Origin of the sequence: Salininema proteolyticum (assembly GCF_042685645.1) — a bacterium.
Taxonomy (GTDB): domain Bacteria; phylum Actinomycetota; class Actinomycetes; order Mycobacteriales; family Micromonosporaceae; genus Salininema; species Salininema proteolyticum.
Genome location: NZ_JBHUNX010000001.1, coordinates 4915935 through 4931962, shown reverse-complemented (window position 1 = coordinate 4931962; position 16028 = coordinate 4915935). Strand labels below are relative to the sequence as shown.

The 16028-nt window shown below is 69.0% G+C and carries 15 protein-coding genes; 10 read left to right on the top strand and 5 right to left on the bottom strand.

Translation table 11 applies throughout. The features are described from left to right. Positions 1–46: 46 nt before the first annotated feature. The 7 genes from ACFTE1_RS23085 to ACFTE1_RS23055 all read left to right on the top strand — a co-directional run bounded on the left by ACFTE1_RS23085 (position 47) and on the right by ACFTE1_RS23055 (position 7565). Positions 47–2236 (top strand): heavy metal translocating P-type ATPase, encoded by a 2190-nt coding sequence (locus ACFTE1_RS23085; RefSeq protein ID WP_380618971.1) that lies wholly within the window; start codon positions 47–49, stop codon positions 2234–2236. Between the two features lie 477 nt (positions 2237–2713). After that, positions 2714–3346: a TrmH family RNA methyltransferase gene (locus ACFTE1_RS23080; RefSeq protein ID WP_380618973.1), complete on the top strand. Its 633-nt coding sequence runs from the start codon at positions 2714–2716 to the stop codon at positions 3344–3346. A gap of 602 nt (positions 3347–3948) precedes the next feature. After that, a complete protein-coding gene (locus tag ACFTE1_RS23075) occupies positions 3949–4107 on the top strand; it encodes a hypothetical protein (RefSeq protein ID WP_380618975.1) in 159 nt (52 codons plus the stop codon). Positions 4108–4111: 4 nt separating this feature from the next. After that, positions 4112–4909: a PH domain-containing protein gene (locus tag ACFTE1_RS23070; protein WP_380618977.1), complete on the top strand. Its 798-nt coding sequence runs from the start codon at positions 4112–4114 to the stop codon at positions 4907–4909. Positions 4910–5308: 399 nt separating this feature from the next. Then, on the top strand, positions 5309–5860 hold the full coding sequence (locus tag ACFTE1_RS23065; RefSeq protein WP_380618979.1) for a SigE family RNA polymerase sigma factor: 552 nt from the start codon (positions 5309–5311) through the stop codon (positions 5858–5860). After that, the gene (locus ACFTE1_RS23060; protein ID WP_380618981.1) at positions 5860–6897 is read left to right on the top strand and encodes a hypothetical protein; all 1038 of its coding nucleotides are present in this window, start codon (positions 5860–5862) and stop codon (positions 6895–6897) included. Before ACFTE1_RS23065 ends, ACFTE1_RS23060 begins: the two co-directional genes overlap by 1 nt. 56 nt (positions 6898–6953) lie before the next feature. Continuing rightward, complete coding sequence (locus ACFTE1_RS23055; protein WP_380618983.1) at positions 6954–7565, top strand: MarC family protein; 612 nt, start codon at positions 6954–6956, stop codon at positions 7563–7565. 149 nt (positions 7566–7714) lie between these two features. Here the strand turns inward: ACFTE1_RS23055 and ACFTE1_RS23050 are convergent, their stop codons facing one another. Continuing rightward, entirely contained in the window at positions 7715–8539 is an 825-nt protein-coding gene (locus ACFTE1_RS23050) for a TetR/AcrR family transcriptional regulator (RefSeq protein ID WP_380618985.1), read from the bottom strand. Between the two features lie 75 nt (positions 8540–8614). Here ACFTE1_RS23050 and ACFTE1_RS23045 point away from each other — a divergent pair, with 75 nt between their 5' ends. Together ACFTE1_RS23045 and ACFTE1_RS23040 are read left to right on the top strand one after the other, a co-directional pair. Continuing rightward, complete coding sequence (locus ACFTE1_RS23045) at positions 8615–9829, top strand: MFS transporter (protein WP_380618987.1); 1215 nt, start codon at positions 8615–8617, stop codon at positions 9827–9829. Between the two features lie 270 nt (positions 9830–10099). Next, complete coding sequence (locus ACFTE1_RS23040; RefSeq protein WP_380618989.1) at positions 10100–10639, top strand: hypothetical protein; 540 nt, start codon at positions 10100–10102, stop codon at positions 10637–10639. A gap of 253 nt (positions 10640–10892) precedes the next feature. Here ACFTE1_RS23040 and mscL read toward each other — a convergent pair whose 3' ends face one another. The 4 genes from mscL to ACFTE1_RS23020 form a co-directional block, all read right to left on the bottom strand. Beyond that, a complete protein-coding gene (gene mscL, locus ACFTE1_RS23035; protein WP_380618991.1) occupies positions 10893–11324 on the bottom strand; it encodes a large conductance mechanosensitive channel protein MscL in 432 nt (143 codons plus the stop codon). Between the two features lie 212 nt (positions 11325–11536). Beyond that, positions 11537–13108: a bifunctional phosphoribosylaminoimidazolecarboxamide formyltransferase/IMP cyclohydrolase gene (gene purH, locus ACFTE1_RS23030; protein WP_380618993.1), complete on the bottom strand. Its 1572-nt coding sequence runs from the start codon at positions 13106–13108 to the stop codon at positions 11537–11539. Between the two features lie 333 nt (positions 13109–13441). Beyond that, a complete protein-coding gene (gene purN / locus ACFTE1_RS23025; RefSeq protein ID WP_380618995.1) occupies positions 13442–14077 on the bottom strand; it encodes a phosphoribosylglycinamide formyltransferase in 636 nt (211 codons plus the stop codon). Between the two features lie 4 nt (positions 14078–14081). Further along, positions 14082–15419, bottom strand: coding sequence for a cell division protein PerM (locus tag ACFTE1_RS23020; RefSeq protein ID WP_380618997.1), 1338 nt, complete (start codon positions 15417–15419; stop codon positions 14082–14084). Positions 15420–15522: 103 nt separating this feature from the next. On the opposite strand from ACFTE1_RS23020, the gene ACFTE1_RS23015 reads away from it, so the two are divergent. Beyond that, on the top strand, positions 15523–15996 hold the full coding sequence (locus tag ACFTE1_RS23015) for a thermonuclease family protein (protein ID WP_380618999.1): 474 nt from the start codon (positions 15523–15525) through the stop codon (positions 15994–15996). The last annotated feature ends 32 nt before the right edge of the window (positions 15997–16028 follow it).

The window sequence follows — 16028 nt, the reverse complement described above, 5'->3', positions numbered from 1 at the left end:
CAGGGGTATCTTGACGAAAGATACCCCCCAGGGGTATGGTTTTCCCATGAGCAACTTCATCAGTCTGGACATCCAAGGGATGACCTGCGCCTCCTGCGCCAACCGCATCGAGAAGAAGCTGAACAAGCTCGACGGCGTCGAGGCCAGCGTCAACTTCGCCACCGAGCGCGCCGAGATCGACGCGTCGGCGGACCTCACCCCGTCCGACCTGATCAGCGTGGTCGAGAAGGTCGGGTACGGCGCCACCTACAAGAACCCCGAGCCCGCCGAGGAGCCCGCCGCCGAAGAGGAGGAGGGCGAGTCGCCCGAGCTGAGGACCCTGCGCCAGCGCACCTTCATCTCCCTGGCCCTCGCCGTTCCCGTCATCGCCATGGCCATGATCCCCGCGCTCCAGTTCACCAACTGGCAGTGGCTGTCGCTGACCCTGGCCGCGCCGATCATCGCCTGGGGCGGCTACCCCTTCCACAAGGCCGCGCTGGCCAACCTGCGCCACGGCTCCGCCACCATGGACACCCTGATCTCCATGGGCACGCTCGCCGCCTTCCTCTGGTCGCTGTACGCCCTGTTCTTCGGCACCGCCGGCGAGCCGGGCCTGTCGCACCCCTTTTCGCTCACCGCCGGCAGCGGCGACCCGCTGAGCAACATCTACCTCGAGGCCGCCGCCGGCGTCACCGCCTTCATCCTGCTCGGCAAGTACCTGGAGAACCGCTCCAAGAAGCAGGCCGGGGCGGCCCTGCGCGCCCTCATGGAACTGGGCGCCAAGGACGTGGCCGTCCTCCGCGGCGGCAAAGAGGTCCGCATCCCGGTCGGACAGCTGGCCGAGGGCGACCAGTTCGTCGTCCGCCCCGGAGAGAAGATCGCCACCGACGGCGAGGTCGTCTCCGGAGCGAGCGCCGTGGACGAGTCCATGCTGACCGGCGAGTCCGTCCCGGTGGAGGTCACCGAGGGCTCCTCGGTCACCGGCGCGACCGTCAACGCCTCCGGCCGCCTGGTCGTCAGGGCCACCCGAGTCGGCTCCGACACCCAGCTCGCCCAGATGGCCAAGATGGTCGAGGACGCCCAGTCCTCCAAGGCCAAGGTCCAGCGCCTGGCCGACCAGGTCTCGGGGGTCTTCGTCCCGATCGTCATCCTCATCGCCGTCGCCACCCTCATCGCCTGGTCGGCGACGGGACAGCCCGGCCTCGCCATCAGCGCCGCCGTCGCGGTCCTCGTCATCGCCTGCCCCTGCGCCCTCGGACTGGCCACCCCCATGGCCCTCATGGTGGGCACGGCCCGCGCCGCCAAGGACGGCATCCTCATCTCCGGCCCCGAGGTACTGGAGCAGACCAAGAAGATCGACACCATCGTCCTGGACAAGACGGGCACCGTCACCACCGGCAAGATGAGCGTCTCCGACTACACCGACGACGAGGTCCTGCGCCTGGCCGGCGCGGTCGAGCACGCCAGCGAGCACCCGATCGCCGTGGCCATTGCCAAGGCCGCCCAGACCGTGTCCGCCGAGAACGGGGCCGGAGACCTCCCCGAGGTCGCCGACTTCTCCAACCGCCCCGGCGAGGGCGTCGTCGGCACGGTCGAGGGCAAGACCGTCGAGGTCGGCCGCCTGACCGACGCCTCCCGCGCCGAGGGCATGGAGGCCGCCACGGTGGTCGAGGTCCGGGTGGACGGGCAGTACGCCGGCATCGTGGCCGTCGCCGACACCGTCAAGGAGACCAGCGCCCGGGCCATCGAGCACTTCAAGGCGCAGGGGCTCACTCCGGTGCTGCTCACCGGCGACTCGACCCGCGTGGCCGACGCCGTGGCCGCCGAGGTCGGCATCGACGAGGTCATCGCCGAGGTCCGCCCCGAGGACAAGCTGGCCGTCATCGAGAAGCTGCAGGGCGAGGGCAAGACCGTCGCCATGGTCGGCGACGGGGTCAACGACGCCGCCGCGCTCGCCCAGTCCGACCTGGGCATCGCGATGGGCACCGGCACCGACGTGGCCATCGCCGCGAGCGACATGACGCTGGTGCGCGGCGACCTGCTGGTGGCCGTCGACGCGATCGACCTGTCGCGCCGGACCCTGCGCAACATCAAGCAGAACCTGGCCTGGGCCTTCGGCTACAACACCGCGGCCCTGCCGCTGGCGGCCTTCGGCCTGCTCAACCCGATGATCGCCGGGATCGCCATGGCCTTCTCCAGCGTCTCGGTCGTGACCAACGCGCAGCGCCTGCGCCGCTTCCGCTCGGTCGTGAAGTGACCGGCGCGCCCTGACGGGCGGCGCCTTCCGAGAACACCACCGCGGGGAAGCCGGCATTCGCCGGCCTCCCCGTTCGTGTGCGTCCGTGCCGAGGGCCGCCTCCGTCCCCGTCTCACGGCGCCCCGGCCTCACTGTGCGCAGAGGGGCCTCTCAGTTTGCCGGCCAGTCGGCGCACAGGCCCGCTCCGTCCGTCGGCCCTTCTGTATACCGATCGCTCGGCGCGCAGCACTCTCGGCGCACCGGCATCCCTGCGTGCGAGACTCCCGGCGTGCGGAAAACCGGGTGACCGTCCACCCGTTGCGCGGGCCGTTCGCCCGATCGGCCCGCTCCTCGCCTTGCGGGGGCTCCCTATAATGAACCGGTTCGCTCCGGCGCGGCTCCCCGTGCCCGCCGGAGCGGCGCCCTGCCGCCGCCCGTTCTCCGGTTGCCCCGGTCACGGCGCTTGGCGCCCCGTCCGCTCGGTGCTTCAATAGAGCGGTGACCTCTGATTCCGACAGCTCCGACCGCCTCGACGTCGGCGTGGGCCCCTGGGAGGGCCCGTGGCCCGAAGGCGACCATTACGACCCCGACCTGCTGCGCGAGGGCGACCGCCGCAACGTCGTCGACCGCTACCGCTACTGGAGCCGGGAGGCCGTCGTCGCCGACCTCGACGAGCGCCGCCACGACTTCCACGTGGCCATCGAGAACTGGCAGCACGACTTCAACATCGGGACGGTCGTGCGCAATGCCAACGCCTTCCTCGCCGAGGGGGTCCACATCGTCGGCAAACGCCGCTGGAACCGGCGCGGCGCCATGGTCACCGACCGCTACCAGCACGTCTCGCACCATGGGACGGTCGAGGACTTCGTCGCCTGGGCGAAGGGCGAGGGCCTGGAGGTCGTCGGCATCGACAACCTGCCCGGGTCGGTCCCGATCGAGACGGCCGACATCCCCCGCCGAGCCGTGCTGGTGTTCGGCCAGGAGGGCCCCGGCCTGTCCGCCGAAGTACGCGAGGTGTGCTCGATGGTCTGCTCCATCAGCCAGTTCGGCTCCACCCGGTCCATCAATGCCGGGGTGGCGAGCGGCATTGCCATGCACTCATGGATCCGCCGACACGTTTTCAACACCTGATCGACTAGATATCTCGAACCGTCGCATTCCTTACACCGGTGGGCGGTTGCGCTCCCCCACATGCCGACCCGTCCTCCATGTAGGTGAGCGGTCACTCACTTCACTGTCGGATAGCGGACGCTAGCCTGCCGTCCCTGCTCTTGCCATGTCTACATAGAGCCATGGGCGCACCAGGTCCTGTAGGGTGCCGGTTGGGCGGACGACAGCATCTCGCACACCTGCGGGAAGGCCGGACTCCACCCCTTCCGGGACTATGTGCCTCCATTGTGCGCTTACCGGCTGCCACCGGTCGAGCACACTTCGGGGCACTCGGAAGGAAGTCCGCAATGGACGATGCTCGGCGGCGATGACCTCGCCTCCGGCGGAGTTTGCGGAATCGCCCTAGCATGATGACAGATCAGTGTATTCATAGAACAACACGAAAAGGACTCTGGCCGACCGTAAACTGGGGCTGGAGTTTTGAGCCGAAAGGTTATAGGCTGGATGAATGACGCATTCGGTCTGGCCGAACACCCTCCGGCTCAGACCGTTTCGCAATGCACTCAGGGGCCCGCGCCGTCGCTCGGAGCGGCGGGGCGGACTCGAAACAGGAGGAACGACAGATGATCAAAAAGATACTCACCTGGGGCGGCCTGGCGTTCCTGGTGTTCTTCGTGGCGATGCGCCCCGATGACGCCGGCAACATCATCCAGTCGCTCGCCGGCGGCCTCCTCGACGTGGCCAACGGATTCGCCTCATTCTTCACGGGCTTGGTGACCTAATCCAATGACCCGCACAGGTCCTGGCGGCTCGGGCTCACCGGAATCCGGGCCGCAACCCTCCTCCCACACCTCGGACTCGGGTGGTCAGAACCCCCGCCAGGCCGCGCCTCCCCAGCGCGACGGCCTCGACGACTACGACCTCGAGGATCTCCGTTTCGAAAGGACCGACTCCGCCGAGGGGATCTTCGCCGGCATGCGCGGACCGGTGCGCAAGGACGTTCCCTCGCAGGTGTCGGCCCGCTACCTCTTCCCCACGGAGAAGTACCGCGGCGAATGGCGCCGCCACTGGGTCCACCTGCTGCCCTGGTACATCATCGGGACCTTCACGACCCTCACGCTCGGCTTCATCGCCGGGCTGTTCCTCAAGTGGGAGGACCCCAACCAGGGGCTGGCCCTGCTCATCACCGTCGGCGTGTGGATCGGGGTGCTGTGCGCCGTGGGCTGGAAGCTCATCGACTGGTACATGGACCGCTTCATCCTCACCAATAAGCGCATCATGCTCGTCCAGGGCGTCATCACCCGCGAGGTCGCCATGATGCCCCTCGCCCGCGTCACCGACATGAAGTACGCCCAGACCCCCATGGGGCGCATGTTGAACTACGGCACGTTCATCGTGGAGTCGGCCGGTCAGGACCAGGCCCTCCGCGAAGTCGCCCACCTCCCCAACCCCAACGAGCTTTACCTCCAGATGGTCGAGGAGATGTACGAGCCCGAGGCCGTCGACGAGCGCGAGGAAGAGGAAGAGGTCGACCTGATGGCCGAGTCCGCCGAGGGCTCCCCGCGCAAAGCCGACGACGCCTGACGGACTTCTGCCGCCCGCACGCCTCACCGCCTCACCGCCTCACCGCCTCACCGCCTCACCGCCTCACCGCCTCACCGCCTCACCGCCTCACCGCCTCACCGCCTCACCGCCTCACCGCCTCACCGCCTCACCGCCTCACCGCCTCACCGCCTCACCGCCTCACCGCGGCGAATTATCGCGCGCCCGCGGCCCGCCCCCTCCGCCCGCGCCGGGACCCGCCCGCCCCGCCTTCACGCACTTCCCCCTCCCCTTTCCTTCCCGCTTCCCCACTGCCTCTCCCCTCTCGCCCCTCCCTCCCGCGTCCGGCTATCCTCTTTCAGAGGAGGACTCGCATCGCCCTCCTCCCGTCCCGCACAGGCGCGATCCCCGCGCCCCCTCCGCGAACGGCAAAGGCAGCAAGTGAAGAAAGCTCCCACGTCGGCCGACGACGAGTTCCGCGATTACGTGGAGGCCCGGTCCGCCGGCCTGCACCGCATCGCCTACCTCCTCAGCGGCGACTGGTCCACCGCGGAGGACCTCGTGCAGACCGCCCTGACCAAGACCTACCTGTCCTGGAGCCGCATCCGCGACAGGGAGTCCATAGACGCCTATGCCAGGCGGGTCCTCTACAACACCAACGTCTCCTGGTGGAGGAAGCGGTCCAACCGGGAACAGCCCGTCGACCGGTTCCCCGACCGCGGCGCGGCCGACGACTTCACCGAGGAACTGGCCCGCCGCGAGTACATGTGGAAGCAGGTCGCGACGCTTCCCAAGAGGCAGAGGGCCGTCATCGTCCTGCGCTACTACGAGAACAAGACCGACAAGGACATCGCCGCGTTCCTCGGAGTCAGCCTGGGAACGGTCAAGAGCCAGGCGTCCCGCGCGCTCGCGAGCCTCCGCAAACGCATGGGAGCCACCATCGAAACGGACTTCGGTCGGCGCCGGTCGACCATAGCCGGGGAGGCGAGCTAATGGATTCCCTCGAACAGGACCTGCGGAACGAAGCCCGCGACGTGGCGGCCCGACCGGCCCCCGAGGTCTCCGCCGACGCGATCATCACCCGCGGCAGAAAGATCCGCACGCGCCGACGCCTGGTCTCCTCGGCGGCCGCGATCCTCGTCGTCGCCCTCGGCACCGCCGCCGCCGTCCGCCTCGGACTCGGCGGCGACGGCGCTGAACCAGCGGCGGACGACCCGGTGCCCGACGAGATCGGGTTCCTGACCGCCGACGGCGACGACTACCGCATAGTCGACCCGGACGACGGGGAGGCCTCCCTGGCCACCGACGAGGCGATCACCTCGGGCCTGCGCGTCGGAGGGGACTTCCTCTTCGCCTCGGACTCCGCGGTCCACGCGGTCGACTCCGCCACCGGGGAGAACCGGACCTTCGAGGGAGACCTCGACTCCGTCCGCGTCTCCGCCGAGGGCTCGGAATGGGCCGTGCAGCAGGCCAGCCCCGACATAGGCCGCCACCTCTACGTCTTCGGCGAGGCGCGCGGAGAAAACGGATACCTCGACCTCCCGGGAGAACTGGACCTCGTCACCTGGGACCGCGACACGGTGGTCCTGGAGGGAACGTTCCTCTTCACCGCCCCGGACGATGACGGCGCCTTCGACAGCCCGCTCCACTGGAGCCTCGAAGCCCTGAGCGGCGCCGGATTCCGCGAGGTCTTCGTTGACAACTCCGAGGACGACGACGTCACCTGCCGTGTCGACCTGCCCGGACCGGGGCTCGGTATCGGGGACGAGTTCTGCCTCTCTCCCGAGAACGACGACCCCGGCGACTGGCGCGAGTACCGCAGGCTCACCGACGCCGCGGAGGAGCGACCGGTGGTCCTCTCCTCCGGGGAAGGCGGCTCGGGCTCCGCCGAGTGGGCCGACCCGGCCGGACGGTGGACGATCCGCCGGCAGCCGGGCGGGGAATGGGCCATCTTGCTCACAGGCGGCGGCGGGGAGACGGCCTTCACCCCTCCACCGGGCACAATCGCCCCGGTTCCGGGATACGGCTGACACAGTTCGCCCGCGAAGGCGCCTCCGCCGCTCCCGCCCGATGGGATACTTCCGTGGTGGGACCGGAAGCATTTCTACCTATATTTGTTACCCTATTCGTCATCATCGATCCGCCCGGGATCGTGCCGATCTACTTGGCGCTCACCAGCGCCATGGACAAGAAACAGCGCAACCGCGCCGCGCTTCAGGCGACGGCGCTGTCGCTCGGCATGATCGCGCTGTTCGCCCTCGTGGGGCAGCAGATCATGAACTACCTCGGGATCGAACTGGCGGCGCTCCAGGGCGCGGGCGGACTGCTCCTGCTGCTGGTGGCGCTCCAGCTGCTCACCGGCCAGGCCGACGACCCCGAGAAGACCAACACCTCGAACATCGCGCTCGTCCCGCTGGGCACCCCCCTGCTCGCGGGCCCCGGCGCCATCGTCGCGGTGATCCTGTACGTCAACCAGGCCTCCGGTGCGATGGACTACCTGGGCATCGGCATTGCGATCGTCGCCCTGCACCTCATCATCTTCCTGGTCATGCGCTTCTCCGGCATCCTGGTCAAGGTGCTCCGCAAGGGCGGCATCGAAGTCCTCACGCGCATTTCGGGAATGCTGCTGGCGGGCATCGCCGTCCAGCTGGTGGCCGAGGCCGTCATGCAGTACGCCGACCAGTTCGTCAACCGCTGACCGACCGGCGCCGGGCCGCACGCTCGCCGGAGGACGATACCGACCGGCCCTCCCCGATCCGCACCGCCTTCAGGACGACTCCCCGCCGCTGACGCCGCGGGGAGTTTCGGCGTTCCGGCCGGGTCGGACGGGGTTCGCCGGGGCGGAGGTCAGTCCTCCCCCGCCAGCATTCTGAGCACCACCGGCCTGGAGACCAGGCCCTTGGCCCGCTTCGCCAGGCTGTTGGCGCTCTCCCCGCGAGAGTTCTCCGCCCGCAACGCGTCCGCCAGACGGTCGCGGGCCCGCCGCTCCGCCTCCTGCGCCTTCGCCAGTTCGTCCAATGCCTCGTCCACGGCGGACTTCGGAGGAACCTCCGCTTCCACTTCCGCGCCTGCCGACGTTCCGTCCCGTCCGCTTCCCTCGTCGTCGAACATGCCCATCGCGTGGTCGATGAAGTCGAGGACCAGCCTCTTATAGGCCTCGTCGTCGGAGTGCTCCCCCAGCAGCAGGAACCTCAACTGGGGCATGGCGTGCGACCACGCGGCCAGGCCGCACAGGGCCAGGGCCAGGCGGGCCGCCTCCCCCTCATCGCTCAGCCCGAAGCGCTCGTCCGCCGTCTGGCGCTTCTCGGCGTAGTAATCGCGGCGCCAGGAGTCGACCTTCGCGAGGTCGCCCCCGCGGTCGAGCGCCTCCCACATGAGCAGTCGGATGAGGTCGGGGTGGTCGCGGTGGAAGACGTAGTGCCGGTCGACGTACTCCGAGGCCGTGGTGTCGGTCGCGTGGGGGTTCACGACCGCGATGAACTCCTGGGTCACCTCGCGCAGCACCTCGTCGAAGAGGCGGTCCTTCGAGCCGAAGAGCGCGTAGATGCGCTCCTTGTTGACCCCCGCGCGCTCCGCGATCCGGTCAACACGTGAACCGGCCAGGCCGTGGGCGGCGAACTCCGCCCGCGCGGCGCTCAACAGCGCTCGGCGCGTGTCCCTGCTCTTCCCCATGGAGTGAAGCATAGCACGAATAAAAACCAACTAGTTAGTTGGCAACCGATCGAATCCGGAGTAGCTTTAACCCCCATGACCGTCATCGAGAAAACCTCTGACCCGACGCGCGTCCACTCTCCGCGCTACGGCAGCGTCGCCTGGGGACTGCCCGTCTTCTTCATCGGGGCGCTCCTCACCACCGGACAGATGTACACGCCTATTCCCCTGTTCACCACCCTTCAAGAGCGATGGGACGCGGGCCCGGCCGCCATGGCCTGGATCCTCAGCGCCTTCGCCTTCGGCTATGCGGTCGGCATGCTCCTGTCCGGACCCGGCGCCAACCGCTACGGGTTCCGGACCCTCTCCTCCGTCGGCATGGTCGTCGCCGGGGTGGTCACCCTATTGATCGGTTTCGCGCCCTCCTACGCCTCGGTCCTGGTGCTCCGCATCATCCAAGGGCTGGTCGTGGGCACGTTCTCGCCGTCGGTCATGACCTACATAGGGCGAGCCTTCCCGCCCCGGCACCGCCCGCTGGGCACCAGCACCGTCACGACCGGCTTCTTCGCCACCGTCGTCCTCTCCCAAATGGCGTCCCAGTACCTCGTGCACCACTGGGGCCCACTCTCCGTCTGGATCGTGTCGGCGGCCGGCTTCTTCGCCCTGGCACTGGCCCTCCGGGCGGTCATGGTCCCCGACGATCCACAGCCCGGCGCCTCCCTGTGGAAAAGTGTCGCCGAACTGTCGCAGGTGTTCCGCCACGCCCGCCTGATCCCGCTGTTCGCCCTGGTCGCCTTCGCCATGGCCGCCGGCGTCGCCGTGTTCGCCGGGATAGAGGCCACCGGGGCCGTGACCGACCCCGGGGAACTGCTCACGCTGCGATCGGTGGCACTGCCGTTCCTGGTGGCCGTGCCCTTCATCGTGCTCGCGCTGAAGAGGTTCAGCCTGGCCTCGCAGATGGTCGGCTCGCTCGCCGTCGGCGCCGCCGCCTTGGCGGTCATCGGCTTGACCGACCCCGACCCGCTCGTCATCGGACTGGCCGTCGCCGTCTACATCGCCTGCACTGGCATCAGCACGCCCGCCGTCCTTCAGACCGCGATGAGGATCGCGCCGGAGTTCGGGGCGAGCGCCAGCTCCGCGCTCATGTTCAGCAACTATGTCGGGGCCACGCTCGGACCGATCCTCGTGACCGCGCTGTACGGGTTCGGACTGAGCGGCATCGCCTGGGTTCTCGTCGGCTTGGTCGCACTGGCGATCGCCTTCGCCGCGTGGCACTTGACCACCTCGCGTGCGGAGGCCGCCCCGGCCTGACACGTCGCCGATCGCGAGGCGCCCGTCCCCCAGACGGGCGCCTCCTGCTCCTCAGCGCCCTACAGGTTCTCGATGACCTCGTCCGTCCCTCCGGACGGGCATCTCCTCCGTTCCCCTTCGACGGGCCGCGAAAGTCCCGCGTCATACGAGGATCGCTCGTTTCGGCGGCCGGGCGTTCTCCCACGTCATCCCCAGACACCCCCGATTAATTCCCCTATGGACCGCGACGGGCTCGAACGGTTTCGGCCGCCGGACAGTATGCTGAGGGCTATGAAGACCATCCTGGATCTGCCCATTCACCCACTCGCCGTGCACGTGCCCATCGTGCTCGTCCCCGCGCTCGCACTCCTGGTGCTCCTCTACCTCTTCATCCCGCCGATCCGCCAACGCATCGGGTGGCTCGTCACCGTCCTGGCGTTCCTCGCCCCCGCCGCCGTCTACCTCGCCATGTGGAGCGGCGGACAGCTCGCCGACTATTACGCCGCGGCCTCGGGAACGGACGGCTGGAGCGACACCATCAAGGCGCACAGCCAGTGGGGCAACCGCATGTTCTGGGTCCTCATCGGGCTCATCCCCGCCTGGTTCCTGTTCGGGGCCCTCGAACGCGGCCGCCGCACCGCGGCCGCCGAGGCGGGCCAGACCGGCGAAGGCGAAGAGGCCTCCTCGCCCGACGACCCCGCCGCCAAGGGCCGCCGCCTCGTCATGATCGTCGTCGGCATCATCGTCCTTGCGCTCGCCGGACTCGCCGGCTGGATGGTCTTCGAGTCGGGCACCACGGGCGCTGACATGGTGTGGGAGAACAAGATCTAGGACCACACCCCGATGGACACCGCGCGGCGCCGGCGCGTTCTGCCGTCTCGACGGAGGACGTGTCGGCGCCGCGCGTTTCGGCGTCCTCGGGCCGACCGCCGGTGAACCCCATCGACCCGACAGCGACAGCGACAGCGAGAATCAACTGACTCCGACGGCGGACCCGCCGGCGGCCGGACACGGAAACGCCCCGGAGCCGGATCGGCCGGCGCCGGGGCGGTGGGCAAGTTGTCTCAATCCGCAGGTCGGTGCCCTACTGTTGGACGTGGGTGCGCTGGGAGATCTCCGAGCGGTGGCCGTCGGTGGCCTGGCGCTGCTCGACGAGCAGGTCGCGGATCTCCTTGAGCACCTCGGTCTTCTCATCGATGGCGGGCACCGCCTCCTTCTCGGCCACGAGCATCTTCTTGGCCTTGTTGAAGGGCAGGACGATGACGAAGTAGATGGCCGCGGCGGTGATGATGAAGACGATGATCTGGTTGATGAACGCGCCGTAGGCGAACTCGACGCCGTTGACCATGAAGGCGCCCCCGACCTCTTCGCCGCCGGTGAACAGCTGGATGAGCGGGTTGAGGAAGGCCTCTCCGAAGGAGGACACCAGGGCGGTCATGGCGGCGCCCATGACAACGGCCACGGCCAGTTCGACTACGTTTCCACGGAGCAGAAAGTCTTTGAATCCTTTGAACATGACCGACAGTCTGCCACAACTCTGAGAAATGAGCTTTTTTAACGCCATGAAAGTAATATGAATTGCACCGGATCGGGCGAATACCCTGCACATGGCGGGAAAATAGGCTATGAAACGGGCAAATGGGAAGGCGCCCGGCCGCTGGGGCCGGGCGCCTGGAAAAGAATTCGTCCGTTATCGGCGCGCCTGTTCGGCTTTCCGGCCGACAGGGGCTAGTGGGCGAAGTGGCGGGTGCCCGTCAGGTACATGGTCACCCCGGCCTCCTGCGCCGCCTCGATGACGGCCTCGTCCCGGATGGACCCGCCGGGCTGGACGACGGCCTTGACTCCGGCGTCGATGAGGATCTGCAGCCCGTCGGGGAAGGGGAAGAAGGCGTCGGAGGCGCCCACCGATCCGGTGACCCGGTCTCCGGCGCGGCGCACGGCCAGGTAGGCCGAGTCGACACGGTTGACCTGTCCCATGCCGACGCCCACGGAGGCCTCGTCGCGGGCGAGGAGGATGGCGTTGGACTTGACGGAGCGCACGGCGCGCCAGGCGAAGGCGAGGTCCCGCAGGGTCGCCTCGTCGGCGGCCTCGCCGGCGGCGAGGGTCCAGTTCGCCGGGTCGTCGCCCTCGGCGTCGACCCGGTCGGCCTCCTGCGCGAGCACTCCGCCGGAGATCGGCCGGTACTCGAGTTCGGCTGGGTTCCACTCTCCGGCGCTCAGGAGCCTCACGTTCTTCTTCTGCGTGAGCTGTTCCAGCGCCTCGGGCTCGAAGTCGGGCGCGATGACGACCTCGGTGAAGACCTCCGCGATCTGCTTGGCGGTGGCGGCGTCGACGGTCCGGTTGACGGCCACGACTCCGCCGTAGGCGCTGACGGGGTCGCAGTCGAAGGCCTTTTTGTAGGCGTCGGCGGCGGAGGAGGCGGTGGCGATGCCGCACGGGTTGGCGTGCTTGATGATCGCGACGGCCGGGTCCGAAAAGTCGTGCGCCGCGCGCCAGGCGGCGTCGGTGTCGGTGTAGTTGTTGTACGACATGGCCTTGCCGTGCAGCTGCTGGGCCTGCGCCAGGCCGGAGGCGGCGCCGGGCACCGTGTAGAGCGCGGCGGCCTGGTGCGGGTTCTCGCCGTAGCGCAGGTCGCCCTGCTTGGCCATCGGCAGCGCCGCGAAGTCGGGCAGCGAACCGTCCTCCACATTGCCCGCGAGCCAGCCGGCCACCGCCGAGTCGTAGGTCGCCAGGTGAGCGAAGGCCTTGGCCGCCAGCCGGAGGCGGAAGGCGGCGTCCGTGCCGCCGTCCTTCGCGGCCTCGGCGATGACGGTGTAGTCCGCGGGGTCGACGACCACGGCCACGTTGGCGTGGTTCTTGGAGGCGCCGCGCACCATGGAGGGGCCGCCGACGTCGATCTTCTCGACGATCTCGTCGAAGGACGCGCCGGAGGCGACGGCCTCGGAGAAGGGGTAGAGGTTGGCCACCAGGAGGTCGAAGGCCTCGATGTCGAGGTCCGCGAGCTGGTCGCGGTGGCCCTCGCCGCGGACGTCGGCGAGGAGTCCGGCGTGGACCTTGGGGTGCAGGGTCTTGACGCGGTCGTCGAGGATCTCGGGGAAGCCGGTCAGGTCCTCGACCTTGGTCACCGGCACGCCGGCCTCGGCGATGGTGCGCGCGGTGGATCCGGTGGAGACGATCTCGGTACCGGTCTCGTGGAGGACGCGCGCGAGGTCGGTGATGCCGTCCTTGTAGAAGACGGAGATCAGGGCGCGCTTGATCGGTTTGCGGGAGGCGGACTCGCGGCTCTTGGGATTACTCATAAAATGGCACTGCTTTCGAGAGGCCCCGCTGGGGGCTCGGATTCTCAGGTGGCTTCTCTCAGTGGAGAAAGACTGCGACCCAGGCGATCGACCGCAGTTATCGGTTCAGCAGTGCCGCTCCCCAGTGGTTCCGTCCACTCAACGACCACCCTCGTAAGGCCCCCTACAACAACGAGCTGCCCGGTCCGTTGGTCACCGGGGCCGACGGGTGGTCACCGCCAGTTGCGACGACCCCAGCCTAACACGGTCCGAAGCGGGGCTGAAGAGTGGCGTTGGCCACCCGGAGACGCCGAGCTTCTGCCCCGTCGGGAATCCCGGCCCGGCGGGATCCGGTCACCCGAAGGTGACGCGCCGCCCGGTCACGGTCCAGCCCTCGCGCATCATGCGGCCGACGCACTCGACCAGTTGGACGCGTTCGGCCTCCTTGATCCGCTCGGTGAGCGTCTCGACGGTGTCGTCGTCGAGCACCGGTACGGCCGTCTGGGCGATTATCGGCCCGGTGTCGACGCCCGGGTCGCAGATGAACAGCGTCGCCCCGGCGAGCTTGACGCCGGAATTGAAGGCGTCGCGCGGCCCGTGCATGCCAGGGAAGGCCGGCAGGAGCGAGTTGTGCGTGTTCACGGCGCGCCCCTCGAAGGCCTTCAGCAGGCGCTGCCCGAACAGCTTGAGGAACCCGGCGGAGACGACCAGGTCGGGCTCGTAGGAGGCGATCGTGTCGGTGAGCGCCTCGTCCCACTCCTCGCGGGTCTCGTAATCGCCTACGCGGCAGACGAAGCCGGGCACCCCGGCCTTCTCGGCGCGTTCGACGCCGTACGTGCCGGGGCGGTCGGCCCCCACCGCGACGATCTCGACCCCGTAGGCGGAGTCGGCCGAGGCGTCGAGGAGCGCCTGGAGGTTGGATCCGGAACCGGAGACGAGGACGACGACGCGCTTGGCGCGGCCCGCTGGGGCTGAGTGCTGGTCGGTCACGGTCCTAATCTATATCGTCCGGCTTCTTTTCGGCCTGCTCCGGGATGACCATGGTGTCGGCGCGCACGACCTCGTCGCGGACGGCCTGCCTCTGGACGGCGAACAGGCGCCCGAGCAGCGCGGCGCCGCACATTCCCAACACGACCTGCGAACCTCCGAGCAGCGCCATCTCGCCGACGTCCCCGCCCATGGACGCCAGGCGCCCGTCGCCGAGCGAGCCGGCCGCCAGCCAGGTCAGGAGCACGAAGCCGCCTGTGGCCCACAGTCCGGCCGTCACCGCGGCGGTCGCCACGCGCGCGAGCTTGAGGTCGGGCGAGCGGTAGGTCAGCATGATCCCCCAGACGATGGACGCCAGCATGGGCGCGGCCATGAGCACGGAGGCCCACTGGGGCAGCGCCTCGGTCGGGACGGCGCCGAAGACGGGCAGGCCCGGCAGCGGACCGGCCTCGACAAGGCTCACCTGGACGGTCGTGTTGACGCCGACCTCGTAGCCGGGGCCGACCAGGTAGGCGAGCGTCCAGACCACCATGTTGGGCAGGTACAGCAGCCCGAGGAGGACGGTGATCCACCCCTGGTCCCCGTAGTGGCCGACGATGTCGGCCGTCTGCTCGGTGCGCACGGCGAAGAAGACGCCCAGGGTGAGCGACGAGACGGCCAGCAGCGTCATGACGGTCAGCATTCCGGCGCGGAAGGCCCTCCGCGTCCAGACCGTCAGGTTCATCCAGGGCTGGTGGGGCAGGGCCGTGCTCGCTCCGACGGCCGCGGAGAGGACGATGAGGACGCCGCCCTGGAGGAGGGTCGGCCCGAGGTCGACCTGGAAGGGTCCGAGGCCGGAGATCCAGGCGGCCAGTCCGAAGAGGGCGAAGTAGACGATCGCCACCGCGCCCGCTCCCGCGCGGACGTCGGCGGTGGAGCGGCCCCCGATATTGCGCGTGGTCGCCGCGGCGGCCTTCCCTACGCGCCAGGCGATCAGCACGGTGAGGAGCAGAGGCGTCCAGGTGGTGGCGAGGCCGGCCACGGTGAAGCCGCCGCCGTGGCCCGCCGCCCAGACGCCCAGGGCGAGCGTGAGGACGTCGGCGCCCCCGCCCGGGCGGCCGCTGGCGAACCAGACCGCGACCGTCAGCAGCAGGAGCGGGGCGAAGATCGCGCCGGTGGCCCAGACGCTCGAGGCGAGGGCCGACAGGAGCAGCATACGGGGCCGCTCGGAGGCGCGCACCGGCCGGCGGGGCGGCCCGGCGGCCTGTTCGCTTGGGCCGGAGCCGCCCTCGTCGGCGGGCCCCATCGTGACGTCGGGCCGGGATTCGGGGGATTCCAGTGACGTGTGCTCGGATTGCTCGTCCACAGCTTGAGTTTGGCATAACCTGTTCGGTGTGTTCACGCGTATGGCGGTTAAACTCTCTTCCGCGACCCTGGCCCTCGGAATACTGCTCGCAGGATGTGGTGACGTGGAATCAACGCCCAATGTGGACTATCCGGGGGAGTTCCTCGCGACGGTGGACGTGGAGTCCGTCATCGACGGGGACACCGTCAGAGTGGTGCTCGAAGGGGAGACGGTCAAGGTGAGGATCCTCGGGATCGACACCCCGGAGACCGAGGGCTACCGGCCCGCCGAGTGCTGGGGCGAGGAGGCGGCGACCTACGCCGGCGAGTTCATGGAGGACAAGCGGATCCACCTCTTCACCGAAGAGTCCCAGGGAAAGTACGACCAGTACGACCGCCTGCTGGCCTATGTGGTCACCGAGGACGGCGTGAACTACTCCGTCCAGGCCGTCGGCGACGGCATGGCGCGCTACTCCGACCGCGAGGACAATCCACTGGCCCTGGGCGACGTCCTCGCGGTGGCCGAGGCGGCGGCGAAATCGGAGAAACTGGGGCTGTGGGGACCTCCGTGCAACGGCGACAAGGGCTTCCCCGAATGAACGGCGAAGGGTGAACGACAGGGAACCCGGCG

Coding starts and splice junctions, on each gene's coding strand:
- ACFTE1_RS23050 (WP_380618985.1), bottom strand. CDS start 8,539: ATGGGGAAGAGCAGGGACACGCGCCGAGCGCTGTTGAGCGCCGCGCGG.
- mscL (WP_380618991.1), bottom strand. CDS start 11,324: ATGTTCAAAGGATTCAAAGACTTTCTGCTCCGTGGAAACGTAGTCGAA.
- ACFTE1_RS23070 (WP_380618977.1), top strand. CDS start 4,112: ATGACCCGCACAGGTCCTGGCGGCTCGGGCTCACCGGAATCCGGGCCG.
- ACFTE1_RS23040 (WP_380618989.1), top strand. CDS start 10,100: ATGAAGACCATCCTGGATCTGCCCATTCACCCACTCGCCGTGCACGTG.
- ACFTE1_RS23045 (WP_380618987.1), top strand. CDS start 8,615: ATGACCGTCATCGAGAAAACCTCTGACCCGACGCGCGTCCACTCTCCG.
- ACFTE1_RS23075 (WP_380618975.1), top strand. CDS start 3,949: ATGATCAAAAAGATACTCACCTGGGGCGGCCTGGCGTTCCTGGTGTTC.
- ACFTE1_RS23060 (WP_380618981.1), top strand. CDS start 5,860: ATGGATTCCCTCGAACAGGACCTGCGGAACGAAGCCCGCGACGTGGCG.
- purH (WP_380618993.1), bottom strand. CDS start 13,108: ATGAGTAATCCCAAGAGCCGCGAGTCCGCCTCCCGCAAACCGATCAAG.
- ACFTE1_RS23085 (WP_380618971.1), top strand. CDS start 47: ATGAGCAACTTCATCAGTCTGGACATCCAAGGGATGACCTGCGCCTCC.